Source organism: Halomonas sp. THAF12, from assembly GCF_009363675.1.
Lineage (GTDB): Bacteria > Pseudomonadota > Gammaproteobacteria > Pseudomonadales > Halomonadaceae > Halomonas > Halomonas smyrnensis.
In genome coordinates this window covers 888,521-906,291 of sequence record NZ_CP045399.1, presented here as the reverse complement: position 1 = coordinate 906,291, position 17,771 = coordinate 888,521, and the positions used below count along the sequence as shown (strand labels likewise).

Genomic DNA, 17,771 nt, shown 5'->3' with positions numbered 1-17,771 from the left:
AAGGAGATGCATGGACAGGTCGCCTCAGTACCAGAAGAACAGCCTCTCCCTCGTCGGGGCCATCGCCCTGGGAACCGGCGTGATGATCGGTGCCGGGATCTTCGCGCTGACCGGACAGATGGCCGAGATGACCGGCGAGCTGTTTCCCCTGGCCTTCCTCTCGGCGGCCATGATCGTCAGTTTCAGCGCCTACTCCTACGTCAAGATGTCCAATGCCTACCCGTCGGCCGGCGGCATCGGCATGTACCTTCACAAGGCCTATGGGCCCACCCTGCCCACGGCCTTCCATGCGCTGCTGATGTACTTCTCCATGGTGATCGCCCAGAGCTTCCTGGCGAGGACCTTCGGCTCCTATACCCTGGAGCTGTTCGATGGGGGTAACCGGTCGCTGCTGGTGCCGGCGCTGGGTGTCGGCCTGCTGATCGCCGCCTTCCTCATCAACCTCTCCGCCAACAAGCTGATCCAGGGCGTGGCGTCGGTGCTGGGGGTCATCAAGATCGGTGGCATCATCCTGTTCGGCGTGGTGGGCGTGCTGGTGGCCGACACCATCGGTATCCGGGCCACGGCCGAGGCGCCGGCGCCCGGCGTCTCCGGGTTCCTGGGGGCCACCGCGCTCGGCATCCTGGCCTTCAAGGGGTTCACCACCATCACCAACAGCGGGGCCGAGATCCGCGATCCCCACCGTAACGTCGGCCGGGCCATCATCGTCTCGATCGCCCTGTGCGTGGTGATCTATGCGCTGGTGGGCCTCGCCGTCACCAGCAACCTGTCGCTGACGGAGATCATCGCGACCAAGGACTACTCGCTGGCCGCGGCTGCACGCCCTGCGCTGGGGGAGGCCGCCGTCTGGTTCACCGTCCTGCTCGCCATGCTGGCCACGGCAGGTGGCATCATCGCCAGCGTCTTCGCGGTATCGCGGATGCTGGCGATGCTGACCGAGATGAAGCTGGTGCCCCATCGCCATTTCCATATGCCCGGCAGCATCCAGAAGCACACCTTGGTCTATACCATCGTGCTCGGCCTGATGCTGACGGCGTTCTTCGACCTGAGCCGCATCGCGGCACTCGGCATCATCTTCTATCTGGTGATGGATATCGCCATTCACTGGGGGGTGTTGCGGCATCTACGCGATGCGGTGGCGGCCCGCCCGGCCATCCTGCTGACCGCGATCGCCCTCGACCTGGTGGTGCTGGCAGGCTTCCTCTGGGTCAAGGCCACCACCGACCCGCTGGTGCTCTACGTTGCCGCCGCCGCGATGGCCGTCATCCTGGTGGCGGAATACGCCTTTCTTTCCCGGCGATCCGAGCAGGACGCCGACCACCATGCTCATTCGCATGACGCGAGTGGCAGCCACAGCAGGGAGGATGGAGCATGACACAGGACCACACCCATGAGGTCACGGACCCCGTCTGCGGGATGACGGTCGATCCTCACCATACCGACCACCGCGCCTCACACGCTGGAAAGACCTGGTACTTCTGCTCAGCCAGGTGCCAGCAGAAGTTCAAGCGGGACCCTGACGCCTACCTGCAGTGCGACGACACACCGGCCGAGCCAGCGCCGCCCGGCACGATCTACACCTGCCCGATGCACCCCGAGATCCGCCAGGAGGGGCCGGGGGACTGCCCGATCTGCGGCATGGCCCTGGAGCCCGAGACGGTCACCGCCGATAGTGGGCCTTCCGAGGAACTCAAGGACATGACCCGGCGCTTCTGGATCGGGCTGGTCCTGGCGCTGCCGGTGCTGGTACTGGAGATGGGTGGCCATGTGTTCGGCCTCGACCACCTGATCGCCCCCCAGGTCTCGAACTGGATCCAGCTGCTGCTGGCCACCCCCGTGGTGATCTGGGCAGGCGCGCCCTTCTTCGTGCGCGGCTGGCGTTCCATCGTGCGGCGCAGCCTCAACATGTTCACCCTGATCGCCATCGGCACCGGGGCGGCGCTGATCTACAGCCTGCTGGCGACGATCGTGCCGGGCATCTTCCCCGCGACCTTCCGCCAGGCCGATGGCTCGGTGGCGGTCTACTTCGAGGCGGCGGCGGTGATCGTGGTGCTGGTGCTGCTCGGACAGGTGCTGGAGCTGCGTGCCCGGGAGAAGACCTCCGGGGCGATCCGCGCCCTGCTCGACCTGGCACCGGCCACCGCACGCCGCATCGACGACGACGGCCAGGAGGAGGAGATCTCGCTGGACAAGGTCCAGGTGGGTGATCGCCTGCGCGTGCGCCCCGGCGACAAGGTGCCGCTGGACGGCGAGGTCTTGGAGGGGCGCTCCAACATCGACGAGTCGATGGTCACCGGCGAGCCACTGGCGGTGCGCAAGGAGGCCGGCGACGGCGTGATCGGTGGCAGCATCAACGGCCAGGGCTCGTTCATCATGCGCGCCGACAAGGTGGGCCGCGACACCATGCTGTCGCAGATCGTGCAGATGGTGGCCAGCGCCCAGCGCAGCCGGGCGCCCATCCAGGGGCTGGCCGACAGGGTCGCCGGCGTCTTCGTGCCGGCGGTGATCCTGGTCGCGGTGGTGGCCTTCATCGCCTGGTCGCTGTGGGGGCCGGCACCGCCCATGGCCTTCGGGCTGATCGCCGCGGTCAGCGTGCTGATCATCGCCTGCCCCTGTGCCCTGGGGCTGGCCACTCCCATGTCGATCATGGTCGGCGTGGGTCGAGGGGCCCAGGCGGGGGTACTGATCCGCGACGCCGAGGCGCTGGAGCGCCTGGAGAAGGTCGACACCGTGGTGGTCGACAAGACCGGCACCCTCACCGAAGGCAAGCCGCGGGTCACCGAACTGCGCCCGGCCGAGGGCTTCGATAAGCAGGAGCTGCTGCGGCTGGCCGCGGGGGTGGAGCGCGGCAGCGAACACCCCCTGGCCCAGGCAATCGTCGAGCGGGCCAAGGAGGATGGCGTCGAGCCGACGGAGGCCACGGAGTTCGATTCGCCCAATGGCAAGGGCGTGGTGGGCAACGTCGACGGCCGTCGCGTCGCCCTGGGCAACCGCCTGCTGATGGAGAGCGAGAGCGTGGCCCTGGCCGAGCAGGAAGACGAGGCCGAACGGCTGCGTGGCGACGGCGCCACGGTGATCTTCGCCGCGGTGGACGGCCGCCTGGCGGGCCTGCTGGCCATCGCCGACCCGGTCAAGGAGACCACCGAGGCGGCCATCCGGGCCCTTCAGGCCAACGGCATTCGGGTGGTCATGCTCACCGGCGACAACCGCACCTCCGCCGAGGCGGTGGCGCGCCGCCTGGGCATCGACGAGGTGGAAGCCGAGGTGCTCCCCGAAGACAAGGGGCGCGTGGTGCAGCACCTGCGTGACGAGGGTCGCGTGGTGGTGATGGCCGGCGACGGCGTCAACGACGCCCCTGCCCTGGCCACCGCCGACGTGGGCATCGCCATGGGCACCGGCACCGACGTGGCCATCGAGAGCGCCGGCGTGACCCTGCTGCGCGGGGATTTGACCGGGATCGTCGAGGCGCACCGGTTGTCGCGAGCCACCATGCGCAACATCCGCCAGAACCTCTTCTTCGCCTTCGTCTACAACGCCGCGGGGGTACCGATCGCCGCCGGCATCCTCTACCCCTTCACCGGCCTGCTGCTGTCACCGATCATCGCCGCCGCGGCGATGTCGCTCTCCTCGGTGAGCGTGATCGCCAATGCGCTGCGGCTGAGGCTTGTGAAGCTGAAGTCCGCTGACTGACTAAGCGAGAGAGGTGCAGAGTCATCTACTTGTAGGGTCCCGGATGATCAGATGAGCTATAGAAGTTATCCTTTGCTGGCCGCCAAGGAGCTTCTTCACGAGTTCATCCGGGAGCAAGGATATGGACATCAAGCTACATAAACAGGCGACCACCACTCCGAAGATCCGGGCCGAGATCCAGGCAGCGCCTTCCAGCATCAGCGACAGCGAGCTAGCACGCCAGTACGGCGTCGCCGTCTCGACCATCCGGCGCTGGCGGTACCGTGACGATGTCCAGGACCGACCGCACACGCGTCACAACCTGCTGGCCACGCTCACTTCCGAACAGGAAGAGGTGCTGATCGCGGCGCGCGAATTCCTGCGCCTCGGCCTGGATGATCTGCTCGTCGTGGCGCGTGAGTTCCTCAATCCTGGCTTGTCGCGTTCTGGTCTGCATCGCATGCTCAAGCGGCGCGAGGTGCCGACACTGGCAGAGCTGTCTAGACGGGACGCGGGCGACGATGAGAAACCCCGGCACAAGCCCTTCAAAGATTATGAGCCGGGCTACGTGCACATCGACATCAAGCACCTGCCCCGGATGCCCGATGAGGAGCAAAAACGCTACCTGTACGTCGCCATCGATCGCGCCACGCGCTGGGTCCATCTGGAGGTGAGACGCAGCCAGTCCGCGAAGGATGCGCGGGCGTTCATGAAGCGGGTGGAGGAGAAGGCTCCCTTCCAGGTCCAGACGGTACTGACCGACTACGGCAAGTCATTCACCGATCGCTTCACGCGGGCGGGGGAGCGCAAGCCCAGCGGGAATCACCCGTTTGACCAAGAGTGCCAGGCCCTTGGTATCGAGCACCGTCTGATCAAGCCGGGAAGACCGCAGACAAACGGCATGGTGGAGCGCTTCAACGGCCGTATCAGCGATGTGCTGGCGACTCGGCGCTATACCTCAGGCGAGGACCTGGAGCAGACGCTCAAACGCTACACCTGGCTGTACAATCACCACATCCCGCAGAAGGCGCTGCACCATCAATCACCGATTGCGATGATGAAGGAATGGCAGACCAAGCGTCCTGAGTTATTTACCAAGCGGGTAGTCAATCACACGGGACCCGACAGGTAGCTACAACGCGGAAGCTGAGGTAACGGCTGTACTTTTAGCTCCAGAAGACTCAGCTTTCCATCTGATTCCCCGGCTATCTGTCTTATGATCTGTTTGAGCATCACAAAACGTGTTTGAGTACTGCCTCTCTTCCGCTTCGAGTTGCTGATATTCCCCCGGAGCGATGCTGCCACCGATGACGTCATCGCCGATGCCCAAAACCTTGGGGTTATTGTAGCCTTCTAGTTCACCCTGATCTTCCTGCCCTAGAATGCCAGCCTTTTTGCCATTGTAAGCAAGCTTCGTAGTAGCGGAGTTAGAGAAGACGATATCCTCCACCGGTAGTTCTATCGATTGCCTGTCTTTGGCCTCATCCGGTTCCTGCTCCGTATCCACCTCTATGTCGTCGGCACCTTGTGCTCCAGAGCCTCCTCGACCTTCACCAGTCCCTCTGACCGGCAACTTCAGGCTCGGGTGGTGGAAGTAAATGTCTTGCTCGTTGGTGCCCGCATCCAAACCCTGTAAGCCAGATATCTCCCAGATAAGCATTTCCCTGAACTGGTCTAATTGGAGCGGACACCCCGGTAAGCCTCATACTGGAGGCATTGGAGGTGTTCATGACCAAGAAAACGCGACGTCGGTACTCCGACGAATTCAAGGCTGAGGCGGTCAACATGGTGCGAGGAGAGGGTTATGCCATCTCCGAGGCTGCCAGGCGGCTGGATATCGATCGCAGCCTGCTGGATCGCTGGTGTCGCCAGCAACGTGACCGGGAGGATGGTGTGACTGACGACCAGGCAGATGAGCGGGATGCCGAGATCATGAAACTTCGCGAAGAAGTTCGTAAGTTGCGGATTGAAAAGGAGGTTTTAAAAAAGGCCACGGCCTTCTTCGCGAGAGAGTCGAGCTGAGATACCAGTTCATCGAGTCGGAGAAGGCCTACTTCCCAGTGGCGGTGCTGTGCCGTGTCATGGACGTCAGCCGCAGTGGCTTCTATGCCTGGCGTCAGCGTGAACCCGATGAGCAGCGCCAGTGCCTGCACCGGGAGGTCAAGGACATCCACGATCAGAAACGTGGTAGCTATGGGAGCCGGCGAATGGCCAAGTAACTCCGTCGCAGAGGTCATACGGTCGGTCGTTATCAGGCGCGTAGCCTGATGCAGGAAGCCGGTGTTGCCTGCCGACAGCGTCGCCGCTACCGGCATACGACGGACAGTGACCACGGGCTGCCAGTGGCTCCCAACCTGCTCAAGCGGCAGTTCACGGTGCCTGAGCCCAATCAGGCGTGGGTGGCCGACATCACCGCCATCTGGACCCTGGAAGGCTGGTTGTACCTGGCGGCCGTGCTGGACCTCTACGACCGACAGGTCATCGGCTGGGCCATGGCCGACCACATGAAGACATCACTCACCCTGGACGCCCTGGAGATGGCAATTGGCCGCCGGCGACCTCCCCGAGGCGTGCTCCACCACTCGGATAGTAATACTGGGAGATGCCAGGTGTTCCGGGGTTGACCTGACTCACACAGCGATCGACCTATGCTGAAAGACCCGGTGCCGTAAGGGTTCTCGGATCTCCTGACTCCCACTCTGATCGACCCGGGTAGTGTGTCTTTCCACGGACCTGTCGGTGATCCGGGAATACCTGACGGCGAGGGCTCACCTCGTCGATGCATGTGACTCAAGAAGGGCCTGACGCCTGTCTCGTTACTGTCGTGTCCAGGCTATCGCACTCGGTGAAGCCACCTTGACCTGATAGCCTGGAGAGACGTCATGACTCAGCATCACCGTGATCGCCCTGACATTGTCGGTGGCGTCGACACCCACAAGGATCTGCATATGGCCGCTGTCGTGGATAAACACGATCGCGTGCTTGGTACCGCCAGCTTTCCGACCACCCGGCATGGCTACAAGGCCATGCTCGCCTGGATGCGTGGCTTCGGTGAAGTGAGCCGAGTAGGCATCGAGTGCACCGGGACCTATGGGGCTGGTCTGCTGCGTTACTTGCAGCGCACCGGCATCGCTACCCTGGAGGTCACCACGCCCGACAAGACCGTGCGTCGCAAACGGGGCAAAAACGATACCATCGATGCGGAGAACGCTGCCCATGCGGCTTACGCGGGCATTCGTACGGTCACCCCAAAGACCCGTGATGGCATGATCGAGGCCTTGCGTGTGCTGAAGGTCTGCCGGAAGACCGCCGTGGCAGCTCGCCGTGTGGCGCTTCAGATGATCCAGACCCAGGTGATCTCCGCGCCAGAGGAGCTGCGCGATCAGTTGAGGAATATGACGCGGATGCAGTTGATTCGGACGTTGGCCGCATGGCGCCCCGACTTAAGTGGCTATCGGGACGTCACAGTGGCCTACCGCATCGCTTTGAAATCTCTTGCCCGGCGCTACCTGGAGCTGCATGACGAGGTGGCCGATCTGAATGTCATGATCAAGGCCATCGTCGATGAGCTGGCACCAGAGCTGGTGTCGCGAACGGCGGTAGGCTATGAATCAGCTGCACAGTTGTTGATCACGGCGGGCGACAATCCGGATCGTATTGGTTCAGAAGCCAGTTTTGCGGCGCTATGTGGTGTTAGCCCGATACCCGCTTCTTCAGGCAAGACACAGCGCCACCGCCTTAATCGGGGCGGCGACAGAGCCGCCAATAGTGCTCTGCATATCATCGCCATCGGGCGGCTGCGCCTGGATGCGACAACCCAGGCGTATGTCTCCCGGCGAGTGACGGAGGGGCACTCCAAGCTGGAAGCTATTCGCTGTCTGAAACGCTACATCGCCCGAGAGCTGTACTACGTGCTGCGCCACCGTTACCGCGAGATCAATCAGACGCAAATCGCTACTTGACACTTAGAAGGGCGTCCGCGGCAGCCAGTACGCCTCCCGTGCGTATCGTGAACGACTGGTTAAGCACGGGTTCCTGTCCTCCATGAGCCGCAAGGGGAACTGTTGGGACAATGCGATCATGGAGCGCTTCTTCGGCTCTCTAAAAGCGAATGGCTGGAGGGGCAACGGTACTGGACCCGCCTGTCAGCGAGGCGCGACGTCGTGACCTATATCGAGATGGAGTACAACAGCTGCCGGCTCCACTCGACCCTTGGCTACCACGCGCCGAGGGAGATCGAGAAAATCGCGGAAGCAGCTTAATAAAAGTGTCCGCTACGACTTGACCAGAACACTCCGCCACGATGCGGCTTTCGCGGACCATCAGCGAGCCGCCGATGAGGTCGGAGTCGTAGTGGAAGTCATAGGTGTCAGTATTCACAAGGACTCGCAGATAAAAGCCTTAAAATGATCATCTGTTATAAGAAAAGCTTTCAACATACCATAGCTTCCGCCCATCCGGAGTTACGATCTCCACTTCATCATCGATTTCTTTACCTAAACAGGCTCTAGCCGCAGGCGAATTAATTGAAACATACCCCTGTTTTCCATAGATCTCGTCAACACCTACAATCCGAAACTTCATCTCCCTGCCATCGTCATCAACAAGCACCACGTGGGCGCCAAAATAAATCTTACCCGCTTGATCCGGATGATAATCAACCACCTTAAGCTCATCCAGTCTTTTCCGTAGATACCTGACCCTCCTGTCAATTTCTCTAAGTCGCTTCTTGTTATACTGATAATCTGCATTCTCCGACCTATCGCCTAGACCGGCCGCCCATGTCACCTTAGCTGTAACCTCTCTCCTCTCCACCCTCCAAAGATAGTCAAGCTCTTCTTTCAGGCTTTCATAGCCCTCTCTTGTTACAAGTGGATTCTTCATAGCTGACCTACAAGTTATTTAGAGCCTTTTTAATAGCATCGATTGTAGCAGCTTTGAATACCACCTGACCACCATCATCCACAACCTCACCAAACTCAGTAGCGCGAAAATTCCACTTACCAACAAACTCATTGGATATCAGATATTCCAGCGCTCTTCTCTCCTGCTGGGAGAGCTTCTCTTCCTCGCCCGCTTGCTGTGACCTATGATCGTATACGTCTATTCTACTACCCGGAGGAATAATTTCATTGAGCTTGTTTTTAGCATTTTTTAGATCGGAAAGAAGCGATCTAACAAGAAGCTTATGTTTAGCACTCGCAATCTCCTCTACCCAGTCATCAGCGCTTGGCGAGGGACGCTTAACATTGCCGCCGGCCATATCAGAAAAGGATTCTATGAGGGCGCGATATTTTTCTCCAGACTTGTTCCTAATGCTTTGTGGCTTCGGAACTCCTCGCTTGGCACCCAGCCTAGATATAGTTACTATAGAGAAATCACTAACACCTCTCTCCATTTGCTCACTACACACTTCATATATTGCATCAAGCGTCTTCTTGGTTCTAGGCGTAGCGTCTTCTTTTAGCTTCAACAAAAGATCTTCATTTTTCATATTAGCAGCCCGTCTCGTTTAATAGCTGAGGCTTTAGAATCAGAGAAAGCTCCGACCTATCAATTCTCTCCTCCTCCATCAGCTCGTCTAGCCTCACTGAACAGTCAACGACCTGGCCAACTCTTTCCCAGGTTTTCAGCCGTGACCTCAAAAAACCGACTACCTGGTTACCAACTTTAAGCTGCTGCTCATCCGTCAACATAAAAAGGCTCGGCTGCAACTCATTAAAAACCGACATTCGGTCCAACAATTGAGACCTCGGCGCTATTGCAACGGCTGCATCAGCCGAATGGTAGATTGTTGCATTCTCGCAAATCTCATGCAGTTGCTGAAAGTAAGAGACCTCCTCCATTTCTATCTCCATTTCGGAATCGGGCATCTTAATCAGAGAAATACCATCCTCTGCATCAGAAGAGACACCATTGACAGCTGACACGCACATCCTGATTAACTTATAGCAGGACTGCAAATCGCACAGGAACATGTCCATTTTCTTTGCTGCACTCTCATACTCTGACTCCAGCTTTCTTTGTTCTGCCTCAAGCGAAACTCTCTCAGCCTGATCAAAACTCATGCCCTTTGCATTTGCAATATACTCATCTCGATCTATCTTCTCCAACCTTTCTGTGATTGTGGAGATTTCTTCTTGGAGCCGCATACATTTTTCAGACTGCTTATTCGAAACGAACAAAATCTCGTTCCCAACCGACATTAAGCCACCCAGAAAAACCGGTCCTGTGATGAAATGCCTGCACCTAAGACAGTTCTGCATTCCCAAATACCCCATGGGCACCGGAGCCCGTACTCTTGTAGCGCCGACCTGATCTCCTCCATCATCGCAGCGTGAGGCAGCAAATGGACAAATACCATAGTCTCTGAATACAAAATTTCCTGCAGGCACACTATTGGTTAGCGACATCAGAAGGTCTTCATTATTAGAAACCAACTGATTCTTTACCGACTCAATTTTATTGGACTCAATTGTTTTTTGTATTGCTTCCACCTCGGCTTGAAGCGCAATCTTCTCGCCTTCCTCCAATCGCCGCCTTATTTCCCCATGGGATATTTTGCAATAATATATCGACATGACGATCGAAGAGTGCCCCACGACCTTCATGACAACTTCAACCGGCATCCCCATTTCCATAACATAAGCTGTAATCAAGCTCACCCGCATGGAATGAGGGGTGTATGGAGACTTATAACAAGATATATTATTAGGCAGCCCACTCAGCTCTGAAAGCCTAAGATGCGATGGTTGTATATGATAAATGGCAGCTGCCAACCTGCCCGTCAAAGCCGTGCCGACATTTTTTGGCTCAACATCTTCAAAAGCCCTAAATAAAAAACAGTTGACACCTTTTGACTTCAACTGAATTTCATTTAAGTTGGTTCTCTTGCACCGCGACCAGCTGGTAGGAAAAGCGACAGGATTATATTTAGCCTGCCACTCTCTCAACTTAATCAACCAGTATGCAAGATCTTCCGGCATCCATGGTATGGAGTAACCGCCATTATTGGACGATGTCTTATTAGTTGTAACAAACATCCCAATCTGGTCATCGGGATAGCGCTTAACAAAAGACTGCGACTTAGTCATCCCTGCCATTTCGGCATGATTCTTTACCCACGCCACTCCTCCAGCATCCTTAATTACAGGTATATATTCGTCAGCCTCACCCGAATCATTATAAGCGATCTGCCTTCCTCGAAGAGGAACCTTTGTCAAAGCAAAGGTGTGCACCCAGTCTGTCGGAACCCATAGATACCAGAAAGGCCCTGCTTTCTTGTAAACGCAGTCTGGGTCATCTTTGTCAATAATATGTCTTTCTACTTTCACCCAGTCCGAATCGAACTCATGAAGATGTGCAAGGTCACGAAAACTTCTAGCTGACTCTGGAATAATCCATGACTGGGCCTTCCTGACAAAGTGATACTGAAGACAAGGTTTGGTTGACTCGCTTCTTCCAGGCGAAGACACATAAGAGTCGGTCAACATAAACTCAAATGGATTTCGGGCATCCATCAGCCTGAACACTTCTCCAGTCTCTTCATCCTCCACAGTCAAATCAGACCCGATGATATAATCAAAAAATTCATTTACTGACAGTATGACATTTCTTCTCATATTGTCTGTTGAGAACTTTTCCAGCTCATCTCTAAATGGTTTTATATTTACTTTTTGCTTTGTTAGAAACTCCTGAGGACTTTTACTTCCATCATGCCTCTCAATATAAACTCTCACAAACCTACATAGATAGGATTTTTTCGAGCTTCCCCCCAGCGCCTGCCTCATAAACTCATCTATCTTTACGCGCCACTGCTTAAATTCCGGCAGGATAAACTCTACATTGAATGGTTCTTCTTTCCCCAAGAACTTGTACCAGTTTTTCCAGCTTTCTGCATACGCGCCTTGTGGGTCAAATGGAAATCTGGGGTCGCCGAGGTCTTTGACATACTTCTTATATTCTGACTGAGACCTTATCCCCTTCCCTTTAATCTTATAAACAACTTCTTCGTAGGTATAGAATTCTGGGATGTCAAAAAAATCATTATAGCTAACCCACTCATCCGGAAACATCCTCTCCGGATGAGCAACCAATCCCGGGACTTCCTTATATCGCTTCTTGTACTCAGAAGAGTTGCTAATCCCATGCTTCTTGCAAAGAAGCTTCATTTCGTGCAGAGAAAAATTCGCTTTAGGTAGCTTAAGAACATCCTCATCCACATTAAGCATCTTAAGCTTACGCATCTTCATCAGCAACACCTCGCATTATTTCTCTTATATCTTCATTGGTTGGCTTAATATAAACCAGGCAAGAATCAGGGCTTCTATGATGCATGGATTTTTGTATTTCAACCCGACTCAAACCAAATTTTCTAGCTCTATAACCATATGCATGCCTGTGTCCATGCTCGGTCGTGCCGAACTCTTTTTTACATACCAAGCCAATCTTTTCTACGGCTCTCTTGTGAGCGCGCTGGAAATTTTTTAAGGTTTCAGGCCCGCCATCTTTTTTAGTAAATGCAAATGGGTGGAAGCTGGCAGCAGGCTCCATTCTTTGGTATTTTAGATACTTCACCCAAACTGCTAAAAAGGTTTTCGCCATGCTAGGTGGATTAAAAATCACCTCAAAAAAACCAGCACTGCTTGTAAGAAGAGCACCTTTCCACCCTGCATGAAGCCGCTCGCTTAGCGGGTAAGAATTTCTTGGCTTATATTGCGTCTCTGCAAGAAGATATTCTCTTCTATTTTTATAATCCGGCAGTGGTGACTTCCCATACTCTGGGTGATACACCCTAACCAGTGCCTCGTCCCTTCGCTCAGGGTGCACAGTGATATCTGAAACGTAAAGGTGAAATAACTCACTCTTCCTCAACCCCCCATAGTTCATTAACATGGTCATTAGTTGATATTTGTAGTTCACTCCCCCAGAGTTGCTAAACCCTTCCTGCAAAAGAACATCCACCATGTCATCAGGAAATTTAACCACCTTATCGTTATCTATTTTAGGATCGCGATACCCTGCCACGGCTCTCGTTCGCCCAACTTCCAAATAGGCGTCCGCTCTTTTCTTTAAGTGATTGAGAAAAACATTGGCATTTCTATTATAGTATGCGCACCAATTTAACCTTTCTTCATAACCCGTTGCTTTTAAAAATGGATTTATACGAGCGGCCTCATATTCAGGCTGCCTGGCCAAATAATCCGTATAGTGTGTTATATGAAACAAAATATTGTTCACATCGAATGTTGAACGCGGGGGCCAGAACAACCCCATAGGGTCGTTACAGCTTTCATAATCAATAGTCCCTGTTACTAAAGAACGGGTGAATGATTTCAATAAGTCAATGGCTCTAATCTCGCCACTCAACGAATTTATATAAGAAATCAAAAGCCGAAGTGAAAAAACTGACCTTTCTTTCCAAGATTCACTTTTGTAACTGAACCAGGCCAAGTATCTGAGGTGGGATGCAATCACTCCACTTTCAGTATAAACAGCCGGCAACAAGTAAACATTACCGCTAGCCACATCCACGTAGCGGACTTGGACCTTATGTGCGAAGGGCATCAGATAGTACTTTTTTAGGGGTTGTTTTCATGTCTAGACCAAAAACCTTCAGTCGTCAATAAAAAACACCTTGGAAATAGTATTCGAAGGAAGGGGTTCTTTTACACCTACAACAAGAAGGAGCTGAACCGGGTGATCGCCCGGATCCGCTACCTGACCAAGCGCCTCGACGAACTGCAGGTGGTGGACCGGCTGCCCGAGGACACCGACCGGGTATTCTTCGGCGCCTTCGTCACCCTGGAAGACGAACACGGCGAGGAGATGCGCCTGCGCATCGTCGGCCACGACGAGACCGACACCGGCAAGCACTGGATCAGCGTCGACGCGCCGCTGGCCAAGGCCCTGCTCGGGCGCCCGCTGGACGACGAGGTGACGGTGACCGCACCGGGCGGCGAGACCACCTATATCATCACCGAGATCGACTACCGCCGGCCCTGAGCGGCCTCCCTCCCGCGTCACCGGTGAGCGATGTCGCGGCGATACGCGCGATGGCGACAGCAATAAAACCTTTGATATCAGTCACCTGAACGAAGAATGAACGACAGACCGTCGCCGGGGGCCAACGCTTACGGTCACCACGGGACCATGCAGGCTCGCCACGTGCCGGCACAGATCGAGCCAAGTGACTGTTATGGCGGGAAATATCATGCCGATGGCATGGCGCTGGCTTGAGAGAAGGCAGACGAGCCCATCGGCTCGTGGTACGCCAAGCACGCATCCCAGGAGGAATCCCATGAAGACGCTGCTGAAGACGACCCTGCTTCCCCTCGCCCTGCTCGGCGCCGGTGCCGCCATCGCCAACCCGCCGTCCTTCGACCGGCTGGACCTCAACGGCGACGATATCCTGAGCGCCGAGGAGGCCCTCGTCGTGGACGGCATCGACCTCGAGAGCGCCGACACCAACGGCGACGGCTCCCTCAGCCGCGAAGAGTTCGAGGCCGCGCGTCAGACGCTGCCCGGCGACGCCGAGGGCGGCATGAGCGGCACCGGCGAGATGGGCGGCTCGGCCGACATGGGCACCGGCGGCATGGGCGGTTCCGGCAACATGTCCGGCTCGGGTGACATGAGCGGTGCCGGGAACATGAGCGGCACCGGCGAGATGGGGGGCTCCACCGGCATGGGTGGCTCCACGGACATGAACAGCCACGGCGGCCAGACCACCGCCCAGTAAGCCCTCACTCGGCCATCGGGCCCGCTCGACCCAGGCCCGCCGGGGACGCCCGACGGGCCTGGGTCGCATCGTTCGTGACCGCGTCGCTCATGGCGTTCGCCCGGCCTGGACGCGGGCCGAATAGACTCGGAAACGTCGATCGTCGGCCAGCACCTCGAAGCCGCCGAAGGCCCGCTCCAGCAACTCGGGATACGGCAGGAAGGCGTTGGCCACCAGCACCAGCCGCCCGCCCGGGCGCAGGTGCTTCGGCGCCTCGGTGATCAGCCGCCCCGCGGGGCCGTAGTCGATGGCCCGCTCCTGATGGAAGGGCGGGTTGCTGACGATGGCGTCGAAGCGTCGGGCGCCGAGGCCGTCGAAGACATCGCCGGCCAGCACCTCGCCGTCGAGGCCATTGGCGGCCAGGGTGCGCCGGGTGGCCTCGACGGCGAAGCCGTTGACGTCGACGGCGGTCACGCCATGGCCGCGGTGCGCCAGCCAGGCGGCGAGGATGCCGTCGCCGCAACCCAGGTCCAGCACCTCCCCCGTCGCCGGCAACGCCTCGGGCAGCCGCTCGAGCAGCAACCGGGTGCCGTCGTCCAGCTTACCGTGACCGAACACGCCCGGATGGCTGGCCAGGGTCAGGCGTTCGCGGCCGAGCTCCGCCTCGAACGAGGTCCAGGCCGCGTCGGGGTCGAGGGCGAGGCGGTCGAGGCTCGAGGCGAACAGGGTGCAGCGCCGCGCGCTGTCGACCTTGCGGCACCCGAGGCCCAGCGCCGCCAGCACCTTGAGCACCCGCTTGATGCCGCCCTGATTCTCGCCCACCACCTGCAGCGGCGTGCCGGCCGGCAGCCGCGCGCACAGCCACAGCAGCCACCATTCGCCCAGGGCGTGGGCCTTGGGCCAGAACAGCACCACGCCGGGCGGCGCCGGGGTATCGTCGTCGAAGGGCGAGAGCGCCGGCCGGCCGCGCCGGCGCCAGGCCGTCAGCACCGCCTGGTCGGCGGCCAGCAGCACGCCCTCGCCGCCCTCCAGCCAGGCATCGCGGGGCGGCGCCACCCACAGCCAGCCGCGATAGTCGGCGTCCTGGCGCTGCAGCAGCTGGCAGACGGGGGTCTCGGCATTCATCGCACGGGCTCCTCGGGGCGAATCAGGGTGTAGAGCAGGTAGCGGCCCAGCCGCCAGTGGGGATCGACGCGGCAGTACTGCCACTCCAGCGCCAGCAGATCGCGGCGCTCGGCCTCGGTCTGGGGCGGCTGGCGAAGGTAGTCATGGAAGACGCGCACGCCGGCCGTGGCGCGCACCTCGAGCCCCATCTCGGCGGCCCAGGCCACGATCTGGTCATGGGTCAGCGGCGAGATCGGCGTCAGGCGCTTGCGCTGGCCCTTGCCCTCCAGCCGATCGGCCAGGGCCTTCTCGAGGTTGCCCTTGACCACGTTGGAGAGCCTGAGCGCATCGCGATTGAAGACCATCAGCGACAGCTGGCCGCCGGGGGCCAGCAGGCCGGCCAGGGTGGCCAGCGCCGCCCGCGGATCGCCCAGCCATTCGAGCACCGCGTGGCAGGTGATCAGCGGCCAGGGGCCGGGAGCCGCCTCGGGCAGCGACTGCAGCGGTGCCTCCATGAAACGCACGGGATGGTCGGCCAGCGCCTGCCGAGCGCGCTCGCGCATCTCGTCGGCGGGCTCGCACAGGGTGACGGCATGGCCGCGCTCGACGAGCCAGCCGGCCAGTTGACCGAGCCCGCCGCCGACCTCCAGCGCCGGCTGGCCGTGCAGGTCGAGCATCTCGGGCAGCAGGCGGTCGAGCAGCGCCAGGCGCAGCTCGCCGCGCAGGCCCCCGTAGAGGCTGGCGGCGAACTTGTCGGCCAGGCCATCGAAGTGGCGGTCTCCCGCCGGGGAAAGAAAGGAGGACGGCTCGGGCATGCCACTTCATCCGCATCGGTGATGACGGCATTCTACCCGGGAAGGCGCCGCCACGGCACCGCCGTGACGGGTTTATCTTGCCAGCTCAGGCGCTTATACTAGCGCTCGTTTCGCCCCTATAGCTCAGCTGGATAGAGCGTCCCCCTCCTAAGGGGAAGGTCTCAGGTTCGAATCCTGATGGGGGCGCCACGCCTTTCCCCCCTGCCTTATCTCTCGATGCCCCCTGCTATCGACACCTGCTCGCGGGTGAAGCCGCGCGCTTGTCGACAGCCACGCCGATGGTCCCGACCGCCGACGCCGCAGCGCCGACGGCCGACAGGGCGACTCAGCCCTCGCTGCCCAGACGGTCGTGGCCGTTGTCGAGGAACGGATAGTCGGTATAGCCCTCGGCCCCGCCGCCATAGAAGGTCTCCGGATTCGGCTCGTTCCAGGCCGCCCCGGTGCGGATGCGCTCGACCAGATCGGGGTTGGCGATATAGGGCCGGCCGATGGCCACGGCATCGGCGATGCCCGCCTCGATCAGGCGCTCGGCACGCTCGGCGTCGTAGTGGCCGCAGAAGATCAGGCTGCCGGCGAAGCGCTCGCGCATGCTGCGGCGGAAGTCGTCGGTGAACTGGATCTCGCCGCCGGCCCAGTCGGGCTCGTTGAGATGCAGGTAGGCGATGCCGCGGGCGGACAGCTGCTCGGCCAGATAGTGCGCCATGGCCTCGGACTCGTCATCGGTGAGGCCGAACAGTTCGATGAAGGGCGTCAGCCGCACGCCGACACGCTGCGGCCCGACCTCCTCGGCGACGGCATCGATGACCTCCAGCGGGAAGCGCGCCCGGTTCTCGAGCGAGCCGCCGTAGCGGTCGGTGCGATGGTTGGTGCCGGTGGCCAGGAACTGGTTGAGCAGGTAGGCGTTGGCCGCGTGCACCTCGACCATGTCGAAGCCGGCGCGATCGGCGCGCTTGGCCGCCTGGCGATAGTCCTCGACGATGCCCGGCAGCTCGTCGGTCTCGAGCGCACGGGGCTTGCTGGTGGGATGGCGGCCGGCGCTGCCGTCCGGGAACTCGACGAAGCACTGCGCGCCTTCCGCGTCCATCGCGCTGGGCGCCACCGGGGCCTGACCGTCCGGCTGCACCCATTCATGAGAGACGCGGCCGACGTGCCACAGCTGCAGCGCGATGCGCCCGCCCTTGGCGTGGACCGCCTGGACGACGCCCTTCCAGCCGGCCTCCTGCTCGTCGGTCCAGATGCCCGGCGTATAGACGTAGCCGCGCGCGGTGGGCGAGATGTTGGTCGCCTCGCTGATGATCATGCCGGCACCGGCCCGCTGGCCATAGTAGGCCTGCTGCGCCTCGCCGGGCACGCTGTCCGGCGTGCGGGCGCGAGTCAACGGCGCCATGAGAATTCGGTTGGGCAGCGTCAGTTCGCCGAGGCGAAACGGGGTCAACAGGGTATCGACGGACATGTCGCGTCTCCTT

13 protein-coding genes, 1 tRNA gene and 3 pseudogenes are annotated in these 17,771 nt (G+C 59.1%); 9 read left to right on the top strand and 8 right to left on the bottom strand.

What is annotated here, in order from left to right:
* The first annotated feature begins 10 nt into the window (after positions 1–10).
* The 3 genes from FIU88_RS04095 (at position 11) to FIU88_RS04085 (ending at position 4,801) form a co-directional block, all read left to right on the top strand.
* A complete protein-coding gene (locus tag FIU88_RS04095; RefSeq protein WP_152478289.1) occupies positions 11–1,375 on the top strand; it encodes an APC family permease in 1,365 nt (454 codons plus the stop codon).
* Positions 1,372–3,690 carry a heavy metal translocating P-type ATPase gene (locus tag FIU88_RS04090; protein WP_152478288.1) on the top strand — a complete coding sequence of 773 codons (2,319 nt, stop codon included), beginning with the start codon at positions 1,372–1,374 and terminating at the stop codon, positions 3,688–3,690. Before FIU88_RS04095 ends, FIU88_RS04090 begins: the two co-directional genes overlap by 4 nt.
* Positions 3,691–3,811: 121 nt before the next feature.
* Positions 3,812–4,801 carry an IS481 family transposase gene (locus tag FIU88_RS04085; protein ID WP_152478287.1) on the top strand — a complete coding sequence of 330 codons (990 nt, stop codon included), beginning with the start codon at positions 3,812–3,814 and terminating at the stop codon, positions 4,799–4,801.
* Here FIU88_RS04085 and FIU88_RS04080 read toward each other — a convergent pair whose 3' ends face one another.
* Positions 4,802–5,329: a hypothetical protein gene (locus FIU88_RS04080; RefSeq protein WP_152478286.1), complete on the bottom strand. Its 528-nt coding sequence runs from the start codon at positions 5,327–5,329 to the stop codon at positions 4,802–4,804.
* 68 nt (positions 5,330–5,397) lie between these two features.
* Here FIU88_RS04080 and FIU88_RS04075 point away from each other — a divergent pair.
* From FIU88_RS04075 to FIU88_RS04065, 3 genes and pseudogenes are all read left to right on the top strand, one after another.
* A pseudogene (locus FIU88_RS04075) lies at positions 5,398–6,257 on the top strand (IS3-like element ISPa133 family transposase); the annotation flags it as partial.
* A 294-nt stretch (positions 6,258–6,551) separates the two neighbouring features.
* On the top strand, positions 6,552–7,631 hold the full coding sequence (locus FIU88_RS04070; RefSeq protein ID WP_152478285.1) for an IS110 family transposase: 1,080 nt from the start codon (positions 6,552–6,554) through the stop codon (positions 7,629–7,631).
* Positions 7,632–7,647: 16 nt separating this feature from the next.
* Positions 7,648–7,931, top strand: a pseudogene (locus FIU88_RS04065) (integrase core domain-containing protein); the annotation flags it as partial.
* Between the two features lie 148 nt (positions 7,932–8,079).
* On the opposite strand, the gene greB reads toward FIU88_RS04065, so the two are convergent.
* The 4 genes from greB to gmtY are packed head-to-tail and all read right to left on the bottom strand — an operon-like array spanning position 8,080 to position 13,236.
* Positions 8,080–8,553, bottom strand: a complete 474-nt coding sequence (gene greB / locus FIU88_RS04060; protein WP_152478284.1) for a transcription elongation factor GreB — start codon at positions 8,551–8,553, stop codon at positions 8,080–8,082.
* A gap of 7 nt (positions 8,554–8,560) precedes the next feature.
* Positions 8,561–9,163, bottom strand: a complete 603-nt coding sequence (gene gmtX / locus FIU88_RS04055; protein WP_152478283.1) for a gamma-mobile-trio protein GmtX — start codon at positions 9,161–9,163, stop codon at positions 8,561–8,563.
* Between the two features lies 1 nt (position 9,164).
* The gene (locus FIU88_RS04050; protein WP_216647298.1) at positions 9,165–11,921 is read right to left on the bottom strand and encodes a VPA1269 family protein; all 2,757 of its coding nucleotides are present in this window, start codon (positions 11,919–11,921) and stop codon (positions 9,165–9,167) included.
* Positions 11,908–13,236: a gamma-mobile-trio recombinase GmtY gene (gene gmtY / locus FIU88_RS04045; protein WP_152478282.1), complete on the bottom strand. Its 1,329-nt coding sequence runs from the start codon at positions 13,234–13,236 to the stop codon at positions 11,908–11,910. The genes FIU88_RS04050 and gmtY overlap by 14 nt, the downstream gene beginning before the upstream one ends.
* Before the next feature lie 102 nt (positions 13,237–13,338).
* Between gmtY and FIU88_RS04040 the strand changes: the two are divergent.
* Positions 13,339–13,674, top strand: a pseudogene (locus FIU88_RS04040) (GreA/GreB family elongation factor); the annotation flags it as partial.
* Positions 13,675–13,969: 295 nt separating this feature from the next.
* Positions 13,970–14,407: a hypothetical protein gene (locus tag FIU88_RS04035; protein WP_172977655.1), complete on the top strand. Its 438-nt coding sequence runs from the start codon at positions 13,970–13,972 to the stop codon at positions 14,405–14,407.
* Positions 14,408–14,494: 87 nt separating this feature from the next.
* On the opposite strand, the gene FIU88_RS04030 is transcribed toward FIU88_RS04035, so the two are convergent.
* Both FIU88_RS04030 and FIU88_RS04025 read right to left on the bottom strand, forming a co-directional pair.
* Positions 14,495–15,511, bottom strand: a complete 1,017-nt coding sequence (locus FIU88_RS04030; RefSeq protein ID WP_152478280.1) for a class I SAM-dependent methyltransferase — start codon at positions 15,509–15,511, stop codon at positions 14,495–14,497.
* A complete protein-coding gene (locus FIU88_RS04025; protein ID WP_152478279.1) occupies positions 15,508–16,305 on the bottom strand; it encodes a methyltransferase domain-containing protein in 798 nt (265 codons plus the stop codon). Before FIU88_RS04025 ends, FIU88_RS04030 begins: the two co-directional genes overlap by 4 nt.
* 112 nt (positions 16,306–16,417) lie before the next feature.
* On the opposite strand from FIU88_RS04025, the gene FIU88_RS04020 reads away from it, so the two are divergent.
* A tRNA-Arg gene (locus tag FIU88_RS04020) sits at positions 16,418–16,494 on the top strand.
* 136 nt (positions 16,495–16,630) lie between these two features.
* Here FIU88_RS04020 and FIU88_RS04015 read toward each other — a convergent pair.
* Complete coding sequence (locus tag FIU88_RS04015) at positions 16,631–17,758, bottom strand: alkene reductase (RefSeq protein WP_152478278.1); 1,128 nt, start codon at positions 17,756–17,758, stop codon at positions 16,631–16,633.
* Positions 17,759–17,771 lie beyond the last annotated feature (13 nt).

Excerpts from the sequence above, each read along its gene's own strand:
- FIU88_RS04095 (WP_152478289.1), top strand. The coding sequence starts at position 11 with ATGGACAGGTCGCCTCAGTACCAGAAGAACAGCCTCTCCCTCGTCGGG.
- FIU88_RS04090 (WP_152478288.1), top strand. The coding sequence starts at position 1,372 with ATGACACAGGACCACACCCATGAGGTCACGGACCCCGTCTGCGGGATG.
- FIU88_RS04085 (WP_152478287.1), top strand. The coding sequence starts at position 3,812 with ATGGACATCAAGCTACATAAACAGGCGACCACCACTCCGAAGATCCGG.
- FIU88_RS04080 (WP_152478286.1), bottom strand. The coding sequence starts at position 5,329 with ATGCTTATCTGGGAGATATCTGGCTTACAGGGTTTGGATGCGGGCACC.
- FIU88_RS04070 (WP_152478285.1), top strand. The coding sequence starts at position 6,552 with ATGACTCAGCATCACCGTGATCGCCCTGACATTGTCGGTGGCGTCGAC.
- greB (WP_152478284.1), bottom strand. The coding sequence starts at position 8,553 with ATGAAGAATCCACTTGTAACAAGAGAGGGCTATGAAAGCCTGAAAGAA.
- gmtX (WP_152478283.1), bottom strand. The coding sequence starts at position 9,163 with ATGAAAAATGAAGATCTTTTGTTGAAGCTAAAAGAAGACGCTACGCCT.
- FIU88_RS04050 (WP_216647298.1), bottom strand. The coding sequence starts at position 11,921 with ATGAAGATGCGTAAGCTTAAGATGCTTAATGTGGATGAGGATGTTCTT.
- gmtY (WP_152478282.1), bottom strand. The coding sequence starts at position 13,236 with ATGCCCTTCGCACATAAGGTCCAAGTCCGCTACGTGGATGTGGCTAGC.
- FIU88_RS04035 (WP_172977655.1), top strand. The coding sequence starts at position 13,970 with ATGAAGACGCTGCTGAAGACGACCCTGCTTCCCCTCGCCCTGCTCGGC.
- FIU88_RS04030 (WP_152478280.1), bottom strand. The coding sequence starts at position 15,511 with ATGAATGCCGAGACCCCCGTCTGCCAGCTGCTGCAGCGCCAGGACGCC.
- FIU88_RS04025 (WP_152478279.1), bottom strand. The coding sequence starts at position 16,305 with ATGCCCGAGCCGTCCTCCTTTCTTTCCCCGGCGGGAGACCGCCACTTC.
- FIU88_RS04015 (WP_152478278.1), bottom strand. The coding sequence starts at position 17,758 with ATGTCCGTCGATACCCTGTTGACCCCGTTTCGCCTCGGCGAACTGACG.